Raw genomic sequence first — 16,669 nt, 5'->3', positions numbered from 1 at the left:
TAACTATAAAACGTAGAAGGTGATTAATATGCTTCATACATTTAAATCTGTAAGTAAGATCGTTCACGGTGCAGGATCTATTGCTGACACAGGTAAAGAGGTGAAACGTCTTGGTGGCGAGCGTGCCATTATCGTAACTGATCCAGGTCTTGCTTCACTTGGTTTGCATGTAGCTGTGGAAGAGGCATTGGCTCTTGCTGGTATTGAGTTTGTTCTTTACGCCAAGGCAGAGCTTGAACCAAATGCAACCTCTATTCAAGACTGTGCTGATGCTGCTAAGGCTTTTAACGCAGACGTTATCATCGGTTTTGGTGGTGGTAGTGCTCTTGATACCGCCAAGGCTGCATCCGTTCTTGCCGTTCACGAAGGTCCAATCTCTAAATACTTCGGTGTTGATGTTGTTCCTGGACCATGTATGCCACTTATTGCAGTGCCAACCACCGCTGGTACCGGTAGCGAGATGACCTCTATCTCTGTACTCACCAACAACGAGACCGGCGCAAAACTTGGTATCGTTAGTGACTATATCTACGCAGCTGCTGTTATTCTTGACCCAGCATTGACTACAGGTCTTCCACCACATATAACTGCAATGACCGGTGTTGATGCCTTTGTTCACGCCATGGAATCCTTTGTAGGCCTTATGTCTACTCCATTCACAGATGCCCTTAATCTTCAGGCGATGAAGATTATTGCTAAGAATATCCGTAAGGCATATGCCAACGGTAATAATCTTGAGGCTCGTGAGGCGATGCTTTACGGTTCTGCTCTTGCTGGTATGGGTTTTGGTAATACCCAGAACGGTGTTATCCACGCTGTTGGTACCTCTGTTCCTGCAAAGTATAAGTTGCCACACGGTTTGCTTATGGCAGCAGTAGCTCCAATTGGTATCGATTACAACTATATGGCTAACCCAGAGAAGTATGCAGTTGTTGCTGATATCCTTACCCACGTTGTGGCTGGTGAAGAGTCGGTAGAAGATCGTGCCGCTTATTGTGCAGATGCATTTGTGCAAATGCTTGAAGATCTTGATATTGCTCCAGGCCTTTCTCCCTACGGTGTAACCGAGGAAGATCTGCCAGGAATCGCTACCCGCGCCGCCGCAGCCAAGCGTTTGATGGATAATAATCCACGCCAAGGTAACGAGAAACAACTCTTGACCATGTTGCAAAAGCACTTCTAGGAAATAGTAGAAGGTGTCTGGATGATTCCAGGCACCTCCTTTCTCTGTAGATGGATTGAATAGGAGAAGTATCATGACACAAGAAGCAATGAAAAAAGTTATCGCTCAAAATAAAAAAAATTGCTGGCATCACCTCACTCAACATAGCGCCTATGATAAAGACGGTGCTGCTCCTATGGTAGTTGTTGAGGGTAAGGGAATGCGTATCAAGGATGCTAACGGCAATGAGTTCCTTGATGCAGTATCCGGTGGTGTTTGGACTGTAAACGTTGGATATGGTCGTGAGTCTATCGCCAATGCTGTACGTGATCAGTTGGTAAAACTCTGTTACTTCGCAGGAAGTGCAGGTAGTATTCCTGGTGCTCAGTTTGCTGAAGCTCTTCTTGATAAGATGCCAGGAATGGGTCGTGTATACTACTCAAACTCAGGTTCTGAGGCAAACGAGAAGTGTTTTAAGATCATTCGTCAGCTTGCTCACCTTGAAGGTGATGGCACCAAGAACAAGATCATCTACCGCGACCGTGACTACCATGGAACTACCATTGGTGCTCTCAGTGCCACCGGTCAGTTCGAGCGTAAAGCGCAGTATGGTCCATTTGCTCCAGGTTTTGTTGAGCTTACCAACTGCTGTTGTTACCGCTGTCCTTTCGGTAAAAAATATGGCGAATGTAATATCGAGTGTGCCCATGCCCTTGAAGATCTCATCCAAGCGGAAGGTCCAGAGACCGTTGGCGGAATCATTCTTGAGCCTATCACCGCAGGTGGTGGTGTAATTGTTCCTGTACCTGAGTACTTCCCAATCATCCGTGAGATCTGTGATCGTCATGGCGTACTTCTTCAAATTGATGAGGTTGTATGTGGTCTTGGTCGTACCGGTAAGTGGTTCGGTTATCAGCACTTTGATGTAGTTCCTGACATGGTTACCATGGCTAAGGGTGTAGCAAGTGGATACGCAGGTATCTCTTGTACCACAACCACCGAGGCTGTATTTGATCGTTTCAAGGCTGATCCAAGTGATAAAATGCATTACTTTCGTGATATCTCTACCTTTGGTGGATGTACCGCAGGTCCTGCAGCCGCTCTTGAGAACATGGCCATCATCGTTCGTGAGAACCTTCTTGATAATGTTGTTAAGATGGGAGATTACTTCCAGGATCGTCTTTTCGAGCTTAAAGATAAGTACGAAGTTATTGGCGATGTTCGTGGTAAAGGTCTCTTTCAAGGTCTTGAGCTTGTTAAAGATCGTACCACTAAAGAGCCTGTTGATGAGTCTGTTGCCGCAGGTGTTGCGGGTCACTGTGCCGCTAAGAGTCGTGTTATCATTGGTCGTACTAATCGATCCTTTGAGAAGCACAACAACACCCTTGCCTTCAGTCCTGCATTGATCTCCAGCAAAACTGAGATTGATGAAGTTATAAATGCTCTTGATCTGGCTTTTGCTGATCAAAAATAAGTAATATTCATTTATATAAGTTAATAATTTAGGAGAAGTAAAATGATTGTAGGTATCTTAAAAGAAATTAAAATCAAAGAAGATCGTGTTTGTATGACCCCTGGCGGAGTTGTAACCATGGTAGCTAATGGTCACGATGTAATTGTAGAGAAAGGTGCTGGTCTTGGTTCTAGTTTCTCTGATGCAGAATACGTAGCAGCAGGCGCTACCATCATCGATGCAGCTGCAGACGTTTATGCAAAAGCTGATATGGTAATGCACGTTAAAGAGCCACAGCCTTCTGAGTACGCGATGATCCGTAAAGGTCAAATCGTTTTCACCTACCTTCACTTGGCAGCAGATAAGCCACAAACCGATGGTTTGGTTGCATCTGGCGCTACCTGTATCGCTTACGAGACTGTTCAAATGGCAGATCGTTCACTTCCTCTTCTTACCCCAATGTCTGAGGTTGCTGGTCGTATGGCAATTCAGCAGGGTGCTAAGGCTCTCGAGGCTGTAAACGGCGGAATTGGCAAACTCATCGGTGGTGTACCGGGTGTTGCTCCAGCTAAAATCATGGTTATCGGTGGTGGTGTTGTTGGTGTTCAGGCTGCTAAGATGGCCTGTGGACTTGGCGCTCAAGTTTACCTTCTTGATATCAACCTTGATCGTCTTCGTTATCTTGAAGATGTAATGCCTGCTAACTGTACCACCATCATGTCTTCTAAGGCTGCTATCCACGAGCTTCTTCCACAGGTTGACCTTGTGGTTGGTGCGGTACTTATCCCAGGCGCTAAGGCTCCTTCAGTACTTACCCGCGCAGACCTTAAACTTATGCGTCCTAAGACTGCTGTTGTTGATGTTGCTATCGATCAAGGTGGTTGTTTTGAGACCTCTAAGCCTACCACTCACACCGAGCCTACCTACGTTGTAGACGAGATCGTTCATTACTGTGTTGCTAACATCCCTGGCGCAGTACCTTTGACCTCTACCATGGCTCTTACCAATGCAACCCTTCCATTTGCAGTACAACTTGCAAACAAAGGTTGGAAGAAAGCATGTCAGGACAACAGAGCGCTTGCACTTGGTTTGAACGTACACGAAGGAAAACTTACCTTCAAAGCAGTATGTGATGCATTTGACATGCCTTACACCCCAGTAGAAGAGGTTCTCGCATAGAGAATACCTCAAAAAAGGCAAGTTGTAGCCTTGGTTGAATAGAGGGTGGGAGTTTAGGTTTCCATTCTCTTTTGGGTTGTCGCTCCTTGCTGAATCCCCAAGCTCTTTTTAGAGCCTGGGGATTTTTTTTTGCTGGCTTGCGTTTTTTGGGAGTTAATGCAAAAAAGAATTGCCTGAAAGGGCCGATAAATGAATTTGTTTTTCCTGCTCTCTGCGCCTGGGCTTTCCTCTCTGGCTGGACGATGTTGCGATGTTATAAGTGATCTCACCTTGCCTCGCTTGTTTTTTTTTGCTGGTTGGCAGGACTCTTCTTTCCTCCTGTTTCTGTTCTCTTTTTTCCTCCTCCTTTTTTTGTTATTTCGGAAGTAAGTTGAAATTGCATCGCGAAGATTGGGGCTGGTGGTAGTTAACGATGCAATATTGACTCATGGCTGTTTGGTAGGATATTTTGTGCTTATGATAAAGTAAAGAAAAACAAGTAGTTACAGAGTTTTCTTTTGAATGGCATGTCCATTGCATGTATTATAAAGGTTGAGGATGATTTCTTTCGAAGGAAGAGACTATGCTTAAGCAAGTTATCATGCCTTTCTAAGAGAGGCTGATGCCCCTCACTGAGTAGCTGGCAGTGTTTATGTAATTTATATAATAAAAGCAGAAGGTGACTAACATGCTCCATACATTCAAATCCGTAAGTAAGATTGTTCACGGTGCAGGCTCTATTGCTGACGCAGGTAAAGAGGTAAAACGTCTTGGTGGCAAGCGCGCCATCATCGTGACTGATCCAGGTCTTGCTTCACTGGGTTTGCACATTGCAGTAGAGGAAGCTCTTGCCCATGCAGGTATTGAATTTGTTCTTTATGCAAAAGCAGAGCTTGAACCAAACGCAACCTCTATTCAGCATTGTGCTGATGTTGCTAAGGAATTCAAGGCAGACGTTATCATCGGTTTTGGTGGTGGTAGTGCTCTTGATACCGCCAAGGCTGCATCCGTTCTTGCCGTTCACGAAGGTCCAATCTCTAAATATTTCGGTGTTGATGTTGTTCCTGGACCATGTATGCCACTTATTGCAGTGCCAACCACCGCTGGTACCGGTAGCGAGATGACCTCTATCTCTGTACTCACCAACAACGAGACCGGCGCAAAGCTTGGTATCGTTAGTGACTATATCTACGCATCTGCTGTTATCCTTGACCCAGCATTGACTACAGGTCTTCCACCACATATAACCGCAATGACCGGTGTTGATGCCTTTGTTCACGCCATGGAATCCTTTGTAGGCCTTATGTCTACTCCATTCACGGATGCCCTTAATCTTCAGGCAATGAAGATTATTGCTAAGAATATCCGCAAGGCATATGCCAACGGTAATAATCTTGAGGCTCGTGAGGCAATGCTTTACGGTTCTGCCCTTGCTGGAATGGGTTTTGGTAATACCCAGAACGGTGTTATCCACGCTGTTGGTACCTCTGTTCCTGCAAAGTATAAGTTGCCACACGGTTTGCTTATGGCAGCAGTAGCTCCAATCGGTATCGATTACAACTACATGTCTAACCCAGAGAAGTATGCAGTTGTTGCTGATATCTTGAGCCACGTTGTGGAGAGCGACGAGCCAGTAGAAGATCGCGCAGCTTACTGTGCAGATGCATTTGTGCAAATGCTTGAAGATCTTGATATTGCTCCAGGCCTTGCTCCTTATGGTGTGACCGCAGAAGATCTGCCAGGAATTGCTACCCGCGCTGCAGCAGCTAAGCGTTTGATGGATAATAATCCACGTCAGGGTAATGAGAAGCAACTCTTGACCATGTTGGAAAAACATTTCTAGGAAATAGTAGAAGGTGTCTGGATTACTCCAGGCACCTCCTTTCTTAATAGATGGATGAATAGGAGAAGTATCATGACACAAGAAGCAATGAAAAAAGTTATCGCCCAAAATAAAAAAAATTGCTGGCATCACCTCACTCAACATAGCGCCTATGATAAAGACGGTGCTGCTCCTATGGTAGTTGTTGAGGGTAAGGGAATGCGTATCAAGGATGCTAACGGCAATGAGTTCCTTGATGCAGTATCCGGTGGTGTTTGGACTGTAAACGTTGGATATGGTCGTGAGTCTATCGCCAATGCTGTACGTGATCAGTTGGTAAAACTCTGTTACTTCGCAGGAAGTGCAGGTAGTGTTCCAGGCGCTCAGTTTGCTGAAGCTCTTCTTGACAAGATGCCAGGAATGGATCGTGTCTACTACTCAAACTCAGGTTCTGAGGCAAATGAGAAGTGTTTTAAGATCATTCGTCAGCTTGCTCACCTTGAAGGTGATGGCAAGAAGAACAAGATCATCTACCGCGACCGTGACTACCATGGAACTACCATTGGCGCTTTGAGCTCCACCGGTCAGTTCGAGCGTAAAGCACAGTATGGTCCATTTGCTCCAGGTTTTGTTGAGCTTACCAACTGCTGTTGTTACCGCTGTCCTTTCGGTAAAAAATATGGCGAATGTAATATCGAGTGTGCTCATGCCCTTGAAGATCTCATCCAAGCGGAAGGTCCAGAGACCGTTGGTGGAATCATTCTTGAGCCTATCACCGCAGGTGGTGGTGTAATCGTTCCTGTACCAGAGTACTTCCCAATCATCCGTGAGATCTGTGATCGTCATGGCGTACTTCTTCACATTGATGAGGTTGTATGTGGTCTTGGTCGTACCGGTAAGTGGTTTGGTTATCAGCACTTTGATGTAGTTCCTGACATGGTTACCATGGCCAAGGGTGTAGCAAGTGGATACGCAGGTATCTCTTGTACCACAACCACCGAGGCTGTATTTGATCGTTTCAAGGCTGATCCAAGTGATAAAATGCATTACTTTCGTGATATCTCTACCTTTGGTGGATGTACCGCAGGTCCTGCAGCCGCTCTTGAGAACATGGCCATCATCATTCGTGAGAATCTTCTTGACAATGTTGTTAAGATGGGAGATTACTTTTCTGATCGTCTTTTCGAGCTTAAAGATAAGTACGAAATCATTGGCGATGTTCGTGGTAAAGGTCTCTTTCAAGGTCTTGAGCTTGTTAAAGATCGTACAACCAAAGAGCCTGTTGATGAGTCTGTTGCCGCAGGTGTTGCGGGTCACTGTGCAGCTAAGAGTCGTGTTATCATTGGTCGTACTAATCGATCTTTTGAGAAGCACAACAACACCCTTGCATTTAGCCCTGCATTGATCTCCAGCAAAACTGAGATTGATGAAGTTATAAATGCTCTTGATCTGGCTTTTGCTGATCAAAAATAAGTAGTACCCATTTATAAGTAGCAGTTATTTATATACGTTAATAATTTAGGAGAAGTAAAATGATTGTAGGTATCTTAAAAGAAATTAAAATCAAAGAAGATCGTGTTTGTATGACCCCTGGCGGAGTTGTAACCATGGTAGCTAATGGTCACGATGTAATTGTAGAGAAAGGTGCTGGTCTTGGTTCTAGTTTCTCTGATGCAGAATACGTAGCAGCAGGCGCTACCATCATTGATGCAGCTGCAGATGTTTATGCAAAAGCTGATATGGTAATGCACGTTAAAGAGCCACAGCCTTCTGAGTACGCAATGATCCGTAAAGGTCAAATCGTTTTCACTTACCTTCACTTGGCAGCAGATAAGCCACAAACCGATGGTTTGGTTGCATCTGGCGCTACCTGTATCGCTTACGAGACTGTTCAAATGGCAGATCGTTCACTTCCTCTTCTTACCCCAATGTCTGAGGTTGCTGGTCGTATGGCAATTCAGCAGGGTGCTAAGGCTCTCGAGGCTGTAAACGGCGGAATTGGCAAACTCATCGGTGGTGTACCGGGTGTTGCTCCAGCTAAAATCATGGTTATCGGTGGTGGTGTTGTTGGTGTTCAGGCTGCTAAGATGGCTTGTGGACTTGGCGCTCAAGTTTACCTTCTTGACATCAACCTTGATCGTCTTCGTTATCTTGAAGATGTAATGCCTGCTAACTGTACCACCATCATGTCTTCTAAAGCTGCTATCCACGAGCTTCTTCCACAGGTTGACCTTGTGGTTGGTGCGGTACTTATCCCAGGCGCTAAGGCTCCTTCAGTACTTACCCGCGCAGATCTTAAACTTATGCGTCCTAAGACTGCTATTGTTGATGTTGCTATCGATCAAGGTGGTTGTTTTGAGACCTCTAAGCCTACCACTCACACCGATCCTACCTACGTTGTAGACGAGATCGTTCATTACTGTGTTGCTAACATCCCTGGCGCAGTACCTTTGACCTCTACCATGGCTCTTACCAATGCAACCCTCCCATTTGCAGTACAACTTGCAAACAAAGGTTGGAAAAAAGCATGTCAGGACAACCACGCTCTTGCACTTGGTTTGAACGTACACGAAGGAAAACTTACCTTCAAAGGTGTATGTGATGCATTCGACATGCCTTACACCCCAGTAGAAGAGGTTCTCGCATAGAGAATACCTCAAAAACAGATTAGGCCCTATTGGCATAGAGGCGGGGGAGGATCTCCTGCCCCACCAATCTGGTAGAGTTTTTGTTTTAGCCCCTAGCCTCTGTGAGAACAGAAGATAGGGGCTTTTTTTTAATCTTTTATAAGTCTGTGCTTATTCGTATTTTCGCATTTTAAGGCAGTTTTTGTGGATGGAAGCCTGCTTTTATGTTAGTTGTTCTGGCATCCTTTTCTCTTAAAGTCTCCTGTGGAAGATGCAGAGGCTGTATTTTATCTTTAGGTTCTTATGGCCGGTTTAATTTCAAAATATATTTGTCCCGAATATCGTCAACGCATTGCTGACAATCTCTCTGGAATTTTTAATTTATGCACTGATGGTCTGTATATAACTAATCGAGAGGGAATCACCCTTGCTCTGAATAGGGCCTACGAAGAGCTGATGGGGCTTCGTGCTGAGGATCTTTTGGCCAGGAGTGTCTATGACCTTGATGCAGATGGTATCTTTGTTGGCGTAGAGCATGCTGGAATTGTGCGGACGGGTGAGAGCTTCAGCAGCGTGCAGCTTGTTGGTGACAAGAAGATTCTGCTTGCGGAGCATCCTCTGTTTGATGTCCATGGAGAAGTAGAGCTTGTGGTGACCTTTGTGCGTGATGTCACCCACAGCTCCGAGGCAGGTCGGGGCGAGCGGGCCAGCAAGGTCAAAGAGGAACTTCTCTCTAAAGAGCATCGTTTGGTGGCTCAGAGTTCGGGGATGTTGGATCTCTTACAGAGACTTGAGTGGGTAGCGAGCACCGATGCAACAATTTTGTTATTGGGAGAGCCAGGGGTAGGCAAGGATATTCTCGCCAGAAAAATACATGAAATGAGTCCCCGTCGGGACAAAAAATTCTTTAAAATTGATTGTACCCATATTGCTGAGAATTTTGAAGAGTCAGAGCTAGTCGATCAAGTATCGAAGAAGTTTTCAGGTATAGATATTGGGGATAGCGTGGGGTTTTTAACGGCTGCCGAGCATGGCACTCTTTTTCTGGATGGAATTGGTGAACTGCCTCTCCCCCTCCAGAGTCGCCTGCTAGAGGCACTTCAGGATGGACGAGGCGATGTGCGTATTATTGCCGGAACCCGTCGGAATTTAGAGGAAGAGGTGAAGGCGGGGCGTTTCAGGCAGGATCTTTTTTATCGTCTGCGAGTTGCTGTTTCTCATATCCCGCCACTGCGTGAACGTAAGGTCGATATAATTCCGCTTGCGCATATGTTTTTCGAAAGATTTTGTCTTCAGTACCAGCGTAGGCTCCGTTTGTTGCCTGAAGTTGAAGAGGCAATGTCTCTCTATCAGTGGCCAGGTAATGTTTGGGAACTTGAAAACATCATACTCAGCCTGGTGGTAAGCTGTGAGAATGAAGCCATTGGTCTGGCAGATCTTCCTCTTGCCATACAGGATATTCACAGGGGCCAGGGGGGAGATATAGATCAAGGTGAGCAGGTGGCTGGCTTAGATCTTCATTTGGAAAAATTTTTTCGTGGTAAAAGTCTCAAGGATATTATGGAGGCGGTGGAGAAAGAGGCCATACGCTATGGCATGCAGAATCATGATTCTATCTCAAGCCTGGCCAAGGTCTTTAAGGTAGAACGTTCGACTCTTTCCCGAAAGGTAAAAAAATACGGGATAAGCTCTTAGGCTTATTTTGCTCATGTTGACCTTGGCAAAATTACCGATGCATCTTCTGTAATTTTGGCCTATTTCTTCTTCCAGCTCTTTTCTGTACCGGTCATCAATCGTTTGATATTTTTTCTATGTTTAATCCAGATAAGCAGAGCCACAAATCCTGCGGTGATAATCTTTAGTTGAGAGGCACCGAGCAGATAGAGCCAGAGGGGGATAAGTCCTGAGGCCAGTAGCGATCCCACCGAGACAAATCCTGAGAAAAAAACAGAGGCCGCAAAAACTCCGAGGCTGATGGCAATTGCTGCTGGAGAGAGAAAGAGGAAAACTCCCAGCCCCGTGGCCACTCCCTTGCCTCCCTTGAATCCCAGGTAGACGGGAAACATATGGCCAAGGACGCCCATTACTCCCGAGAGGCAGACAATGAGTTCTCTGTTTTCTGAAGATGGTAAAAGGGTTGCCGCCAGAACCATTGGTAGGAAACCCTTGAGGCTGTCGCAGAGGAGGGTGGCAAAACCAAGCTTTTTGCCAAGTATGCGACTGACGTTTGTGGCACCGATGTTTTTGCTGCCTTCGAGGCGAACATCTCGGCCTGCAAGCTTGCCGATAAGGAGTCCAAAGGGGATTGCTCCCAATAGGTAACTGATAAGGGGGAAGATAAAATCCATGATATTTTTAATTGTGTTTAGTGTTAAGGGGTGCTAAATTTTTTTGAGGTAGTAATGACCTTAGCCTACTCAATGATATGTTATAAGTAAATAGCAACAACTCACGCTAATATACATCTATTTTGCTTTAATTAAATATTGTTTCTCATTATAGAGTGGCAGTATTGACAAGCCTCCTGCCGACCTGTACATAGAAGACCCTTTTACAATGTGTCTTATCGTTTTAGACTATAATATATGGTGTTTTTATTAAATTTTAAGGAGAAAGTTTATGAAGAAGATTTTGATTTTGTTGGCTATTTTGATGTTTGCCATGCCCGCTCTTGCCAAGGACTATCCTGGTAAGAAACCTATTACTATTATTGTTCCTTCCAAGGCCGGTGGCTCCACCGATGCTTCTGCCCGTCTCTTTATTCAATCAGCCAAGAAATTCTGGCCTGAGGCAAACTTTGTCATCAAGAATGTTCCTGGTTCTGGTGGTCAAAAGGGTTTTGAAGAAATTGCCCGAGCCAAGGCAAATGGACATACCATTGGTATGGTTTTTACCACCCAGGTTGTGGCTCACATTGTTTCCAAGCGCGCCCGTTATACCCTTGATAGCTTTCATGTAATGGGTAACGTTATGCAGGATCCTTTGATTGTTGCCGTGCCCACCGATAGCAATATCACCAATATGTCCCAGTTCATTAAGGCCGCCAAGGCAGGTAGTCTTACCACTGCTGTAAACGGCATTGGTTCCGATGACTTTATTGCGGCCAAAAAGATTGAGAAAATGGCAGACATAAAATTTAACCTTATGCCAACCAAGGGCTCAACCGAGCAAAAGGCAATGATTCTTGGCGCCCACGTTGATGCAAGTATCATGAATCTCTCTCAGCTGCAGGCGCAGCATAAGGCTGGCAAGGCGCGTATTATTGCTATTCTTGATGGGAGTCGTTCTCCGATTATTGCTGACGTTCCAACTGCAATCGAGCAGGGTTTTGAGGTAACCATGACCGCCACCCGTGGTTTTGTTGCCCCTGCTCAGGTTGATCCTGCAATTCTTGCCAAGCTTGATGACCTTCTTGCTCAGGTGCAAAAAGATCCCACCTTCATTGCCGAGTGCACCAAGCAGGTCTTTACTCTTTGGCCCCTGAATGGTGCTGAATATCTTAAGTATTTGCTAGAGCTTAAAGCAGAAACCCAATCTTTCTATGATAACAATCCCTGGTAGAGAGCTATGTCAAAACGCGCAATGGAACTATTATTTCTAGGCGCCTTCTTGATTCTTGCCGTGCTTCTTTATAGAAGCACGGCAAGTTATCCTGAGAGCGTACAGGGTTCAACGGCTAACTATGTTCGTTTCCTTGCCCTGTCACTTGGTCTGCTCTGTGCGGCTGAATTTTTTCTCTGCCTCTCAAAGGTAGGTGCGGGAAGAGATAAGGTCATTATCAGCAAGGCACCGCTCCGTTTTTGGGGGATTTTGGCCCTTCTTCTTCTCTATTCAGTTGCCCTGGAACCCCTTGGTTTCTATATGGCCTCAGCCCTGTTTCTTCCTGCGGGCATGATCACCCTCGGCGCCCGTAAAAAGCTAGGTATTGTCCTGACATCAGCAGGAGTGCTGTTCTTTGTCTACCTTGTCTTTGAACAACTACTTTCAGTGCCTCTGCCAGAGCGTATCTGGTTTACCTAATCGATCCGAACGAGGAAAATAATGCTTGTTGATGCCTTTACTCAACTCATGACACCGATTTCACTGCTTGCAGTGTTTATTGGTACAGTATCGGGTGTTCTGGTAGGTGGAATGCCCGGACTTACAGCTACCATGGCGGTTGCCCTTTTGATCCCCATTACCTTTGCCTTAGAACCGCTCACAGGTTTGCTCCTTATGGGTGGTGTTTACTGTGGCGCCATGTACGGTGGCTCTATTCCTGCTATTCTGTTGCGGACCCCAGGGACTCCGGCTGCCGTTGCCACCGCTCTTGAGGGCTATCCCATGACCCAGAAGGGGCAGGGAGGATTGGCGCTTAAGGTTTCTGTTATCTCTAGTTTTGTCGGTGGAACATTTTCCACCCTGGTGCTTCTCCTGGTGGCACCTATTCTGGCCTCCTTTGCCCTGAGCTTCGGTCCACCGGAATATTTCCTTCTCGCCCTTCTCGGTCTGGCGGGAATTGTCTCCATGGCTGAGGATGAAAGTCGTCTTATCAAGGCGCTTATTTCAGGTCTGCTTGGCCTTGTTGTAGCAGTGGTGGGTACAGATCCCATTTCGGGGATGTTGCGCTATACTGGAGGCATTACTGATCTTTTTGACGGGGTTGCCTTTATGCCAGCCCTCATTGGTCTCTTCTCTATCTCTCAGATGTTGGAGCTGACCGGTGAAAAAAATATCGTTGCCGATACCAGTAAGCTGACCAAGATGAAGAGGGAACCCATGCCCAAGGGTCTTGCTAAGTTCATTGGTACCGGGTCCATTGTGGGCACGGTTGTTGGTATTCTGCCGGGCGAGGGGGCAACCATTGCCGCCTTTTTGTCCTATAATATTGCCAGACAGCGCTCGAAGAACAAAGAGCTCTTTGGCCATGGCAATCCCGAGGGGATTGCAGCTGCTGAGGCTGGAAATAATGGTTGTGTCGGTGGTTCTCTCATCCCCACCCTTACCCTGGGTATTCCGGGTAACAGTGTAGCGGCTGCTCTGCTCGGTGGCTTGCTTGTCCATGGACTTATTCCCGGGCCGGATCTCTTTACCGTCCACGGCACCATGACCTATGCCTTTATTCTCTCCCTATTTGTGGCCAATCTGGTCTTTCTGGTGATGGGCCTCTGCATGGCGCCCTATTTTGCCAAAATTGCCTTGACCCCGATCAATTTGCTGATCCCTGTTGTCTGCCTCTTCTCTGTTTTGGGGGCATATGCGATGAATAACAGTCTCTTTGATATCTTTGTCGCTCTTGCCTGCGGTATTACAGCGGTACTCCTCCATCGGGCTGGTTTCTCTCTCGGCGCCCTGATTCTCGGTCTTATTCTGGGTCCTATTGCCGAAACAGGATTTGCTCAGGCACTTATTATGGGGCATGGTAGTTATTCTATCTTCTTTGCCAGTCCCCAGGCCTTGGGCCTTTGGGCTGTTATAGTTGTCCTTATTGCCACGCCTGTTTGGCAGATCATTAAAAAGCGTCGCTTGGCAGCAGCTGTTTAGGAAAATGGTCTGATCCCCTTTCGGGAGATTGTCAGGGGATCTCTCTCTTTTGCCGAGTGATGAAAGATGAAACTATTGAGGTGTTTTGTGGCTAGAATTTTTGTTATGTCTCTGTTCGTTATGCTCTTGTCTGCCTGTGGAGCTCCCCAATATACTGTGCAGCCAATTTCTCAATTGGACCGGGAAGTTAATATTGTTGTGGTGGATGATAGAGAAACCCGTGCTGGATTTTTGCAGACGATAGAGGCCTGGTTGCAAAGGCATGATTATCGCTATGAGGTTGTAGCCGATGGTTCTCGGCATGACCTTGAGAAACTAACTCTGGAGTATGTAGGGCATTGGACTTGGGACATGGCTCTCTATCTGGAAGATGCGAGGATAGATGCCTTTTATGGGGGGCAGAGAGTTGGCGAAGCAAGATATGAGGTTCCAGAGGTAACGGCCAGCCCGAGTAAATTTGGTAAAGCTTCACTACGAATTGACTCTATGATGAATGCGCTTTTTGCTAAAATAAATGGCGTGGATGCGAAAGCTGGGATTTTAAAATAATTAGGGGTAATTGTTAAGATTACCCCTGGCTCTGTGGATAGTATGAAATATATAGAAGAACAAATTTTTGAGCAGCAGGATTTTCGGGAGATGAGTTTTCCTCTCGCCGAATATGAAGGTTGTCTCTTTACCGCTTGTAACTGGGCCTCTGCCTCTCTGGCTGGCTCTGTTTTTATTAACTGTCGTTTTGAAAATTGCGATCTTTCCTCGGCCAAGATCGATGGTGTTACCCTTCGGGACGTGGCGTTTAAGGACTGTAAGTTACTGGGGATGCGTTTTGACCTCTGTAACTCCTTTCTTATCTCCTTCTCCTTTGATACCTGTATTCTTGATTTCTCTTCCTTTCGGGGATTGGAGATCCAGAAGACCAGCTTTCGGGACTGTCGGCTTGAAGAGGTGGATTTTGTCGGGGCAAATCTGACGGCGGCGCTTTTTGCCGACTGTGATCTGCAGGGCGCTGCCTTTGAGGGTACGACTCTGATAAAGGCCGATTTTCGTTCTGCCTTCTACTTCTGCATAGATCCCGATGCCAACAGGCTGAAAAAGGCAAAATTTTCCATGATGGGGTTGGATGGCCTGCTCAGCAAATACGATCTGGATATAGAATAGCTATTGCTCGCCTGCAGTGCTCTGCGCAGATAGGAGTATTTCTATATCCGGGGCGATTATAGCTGGGGCGGTGATGGGGGCAAACCTCTTTACCGGATCTCCCCTGTGGTCGATGAGGAATTTTGTGAAGTTCCATTTAATGTCGGGACCCATTATGCCCTCTAATCTATTTTCCAGATAGGAGAAGAGGGGGTGGGCTCCCTTGCCAACGACCTCTGTTTTGGTGAAGAGGGGAAAGGAGGCACCGTAGTTGAGGAGGTACTCTTCGGCAATGTTCTGCGCGTCTCTGGATTCCTGAGGGGTGAATTGATTGCAGGGAAAACCCAGAACCACAAATCCTAGTGGGGCGTATTTCTTATAAAGTATCTCTAAGCCCCTGAGTTGCGAGCTCAGGGCGCATTTACTGGCGGTGTTTACCACCAGCATCACCTTGCCCCGATACTCCTTCATGGCTATCTTCTGGCCCTGCAGGTTTGTTGCTGAAAATTGGTAGAAGTCTCTCTTCATAATTATTCTCAACGGTAGGGTTTGATTTTTTAGGGTATTCATCAGTTTATGCTGAGTATAGAGGGAAAACAAGGGGGAGGTGGAGAGAGAGTCGCTGGATCGGAGGGTTTTTTCCCCTAGGGAAAAATTTTAACTGGTAAATACTATTGATTTTTTATAGGCCAATATGCTAGAGATGTGGCCTCGGTATAACCTCCCAGTAATACCCCCTGTATCTGAGCGAGAGACTTCCCAACCGCGAGCCTCTACCCTAAACTCTGATAATTCTTATCTCATCAATAGATAAGGGGGAAGGGATAGCTTTAGGATGTGATTATTATGGAACAGATGGTCGAAGTTGAGAAAGGTGAAGCTGAGAGACGTAGCAGTACCATTGCGGCAAGAAATATCCAGCTGATTCTTGCTGAAAAGCGTACCTCGCTGGCTTTGATGAGGACTGGGATTGCAACCTTGGCGCTTCCCCTCTCTATCTTGAGTCTGCTTGTAGCAACCTCACGATACTATCATATAATGGGGGTTATCTCGTTTTTAATTCCCCTTATTGGTATTCTTCTTATGTTGGTCTGTTTGGGTGGTTATTTTATCTTTCGGGCCCTGCGTAATGTCCTCTATCAGGATGCCCTTATCTCGGAAATTAAATCCCATCATAAGGAACTGGCACTTTAGCCTATTGTCTCTAGCGCTTGCGTATTTAGTCTAAGATGCTATTCTTATAGCTTCCTTGTTTAGAAGGATGATGGGATCTTGAGTTCTTGTGGGCTATTGATAGATAATATTCTGAGTGGTTTCGGTATAGCCTTGCCATAGGATGGGTGATACGGAAAGGTTGCTCAGGCGGGAAAAACGGTGCGGATCGGTTATGAGAGAGAGTGAAAAGCAGAAAGAAGATGATAGAAACGTGGCGGAGGCTTCGGCTCAGATCTTGAGTGTGCTTGCGGAAAAGCGTACCTCGCTGGCCATGATGAAAATAGGAATTGTAACTCTTGCCCTGCCTCTCTCCGTTTTGGGACTGTTGGTTGCAACCTCCAAACAGTATCACATCTCAGATGTATTCTCTCTGGTCGTACTTCTCTATTGCCTCCTCGCCGTATTTGTGGGGCTGGGGGGGTATTTGGTATATCGTGCCGGAAGGAATATTTTACGTCAGGACAGGCGTATTTCAAAAATAAAGCGAACGCATAGACAGATTGCAAATATCTATGAGTTGGATCCCCACTATTCAGGGAACAAAAAAATGTTCTCTAAAAGGCGGGGATAGA

General features: G+C 46.1%; 16 protein-coding genes. 14 read left to right on the top strand and 2 right to left on the bottom strand.

What is annotated here, in order from left to right:
* The first annotated feature begins 28 nt into the window (after window positions 1-28).
* From sarD (DP_RS02715) to DP_RS02680, 7 genes are all read left to right on the top strand, one after another.
* Entirely contained in the window at window positions 29-1,183 is a 1,155-nt protein-coding gene (gene sarD / locus DP_RS02715; protein WP_041277548.1) for a sulfoacetaldehyde reductase, read from the top strand.
* A gap of 73 nt (window positions 1,184-1,256) precedes the next feature.
* Window positions 1,257-2,636: an aminotransferase family protein gene (locus DP_RS02710; RefSeq protein WP_041277547.1), complete on the top strand. Its 1,380-nt coding sequence runs from the start codon at window positions 1,257-1,259 to the stop codon at window positions 2,634-2,636.
* A gap of 42 nt (window positions 2,637-2,678) precedes the next feature.
* Entirely contained in the window at window positions 2,679-3,794 is a 1,116-nt protein-coding gene (ald, locus tag DP_RS02705; RefSeq protein ID WP_011187789.1) for an alanine dehydrogenase, read from the top strand.
* Between the two features lie 667 nt (window positions 3,795-4,461).
* A complete protein-coding gene (gene sarD, locus DP_RS02695) occupies window positions 4,462-5,616 on the top strand; it encodes a sulfoacetaldehyde reductase (protein WP_041277545.1) in 1,155 nt (384 codons plus the stop codon).
* A 54-nt stretch (window positions 5,617-5,670) separates the two neighbouring features.
* Entirely contained in the window at window positions 5,671-7,068 is a 1,398-nt protein-coding gene (locus tag DP_RS02690) for an aminotransferase family protein (protein ID WP_011187786.1), read from the top strand.
* 59 nt (window positions 7,069-7,127) lie between these two features.
* On the top strand, window positions 7,128-8,243 hold the full coding sequence (gene ald, locus DP_RS02685) for an alanine dehydrogenase (protein ID WP_011187785.1): 1,116 nt from the start codon (window positions 7,128-7,130) through the stop codon (window positions 8,241-8,243).
* A 282-nt stretch (window positions 8,244-8,525) separates the two neighbouring features.
* The gene (locus DP_RS02680) at window positions 8,526-9,917 is read left to right on the top strand and encodes a sigma 54-interacting transcriptional regulator (protein ID WP_011187784.1); all 1,392 of its coding nucleotides are present in this window, start codon (window positions 8,526-8,528) and stop codon (window positions 9,915-9,917) included.
* 59 nt (window positions 9,918-9,976) lie between these two features.
* On the opposite strand, the gene plsY is transcribed toward DP_RS02680, so the two are convergent.
* Complete coding sequence (gene plsY / locus DP_RS02675; RefSeq protein ID WP_011187783.1) at window positions 9,977-10,570, bottom strand: glycerol-3-phosphate 1-O-acyltransferase PlsY; 594 nt, start codon at window positions 10,568-10,570, stop codon at window positions 9,977-9,979.
* A 271-nt stretch (window positions 10,571-10,841) separates the two neighbouring features.
* On the opposite strand from plsY, the gene DP_RS02670 reads away from it, so the two are divergent.
* The 5 genes from DP_RS02670 (at window position 10,842) to DP_RS02650 (ending at window position 14,903) form a co-directional block, all read left to right on the top strand.
* Window positions 10,842-11,783 carry a tripartite tricarboxylate transporter substrate binding protein gene (locus DP_RS02670; RefSeq protein ID WP_011187782.1) on the top strand — a complete coding sequence of 314 codons (942 nt, stop codon included), beginning with the start codon at window positions 10,842-10,844 and terminating at the stop codon, window positions 11,781-11,783.
* 6 nt (window positions 11,784-11,789) lie between these two features.
* Window positions 11,790-12,242 (top strand): tripartite tricarboxylate transporter TctB family protein, encoded by a 453-nt coding sequence (locus DP_RS02665; RefSeq protein ID WP_011187781.1) that lies wholly within the window; start codon window positions 11,790-11,792, stop codon window positions 12,240-12,242.
* Between the two features lie 21 nt (window positions 12,243-12,263).
* Window positions 12,264-13,745: a tripartite tricarboxylate transporter permease gene (locus DP_RS02660; RefSeq protein WP_011187780.1), complete on the top strand. Its 1,482-nt coding sequence runs from the start codon at window positions 12,264-12,266 to the stop codon at window positions 13,743-13,745.
* Window positions 13,746-13,832: 87 nt separating this feature from the next.
* Complete coding sequence (locus DP_RS02655; protein WP_173362827.1) at window positions 13,833-14,294, top strand: Sbal_3080 family lipoprotein; 462 nt, start codon at window positions 13,833-13,835, stop codon at window positions 14,292-14,294.
* Window positions 14,295-14,336: 42 nt separating this feature from the next.
* A complete protein-coding gene (locus tag DP_RS02650; protein WP_041277543.1) occupies window positions 14,337-14,903 on the top strand; it encodes a pentapeptide repeat-containing protein in 567 nt (188 codons plus the stop codon).
* Here the strand turns inward: DP_RS02650 and DP_RS02645 are convergent, their stop codons facing one another.
* Complete coding sequence (locus DP_RS02645; RefSeq protein WP_041277542.1) at window positions 14,904-15,410, bottom strand: glutathione peroxidase; 507 nt, start codon at window positions 15,408-15,410, stop codon at window positions 14,904-14,906.
* 318 nt (window positions 15,411-15,728) lie between these two features.
* Between DP_RS02645 and DP_RS02640 the strand changes: the two genes are divergently transcribed.
* The gene (locus DP_RS02640) at window positions 15,729-16,076 is read left to right on the top strand and encodes a hypothetical protein (protein WP_228130160.1); all 348 of its coding nucleotides are present in this window, start codon (window positions 15,729-15,731) and stop codon (window positions 16,074-16,076) included.
* Between the two features lie 193 nt (window positions 16,077-16,269).
* Window positions 16,270-16,668 (top strand): hypothetical protein, encoded by a 399-nt coding sequence (locus tag DP_RS02635; RefSeq protein ID WP_156792190.1) that lies wholly within the window; start codon window positions 16,270-16,272, stop codon window positions 16,666-16,668.
* Window position 16,669 lies beyond the last annotated feature (1 nt).

The organism is Desulfotalea psychrophila LSv54, assembly GCF_000025945.1.
GTDB classification, from domain to species: domain Bacteria; phylum Desulfobacterota; class Desulfobulbia; order Desulfobulbales; family Desulfocapsaceae; genus Desulfotalea; species Desulfotalea psychrophila.
This window is presented reverse-complemented; position numbering and strand designations above follow the sequence as displayed.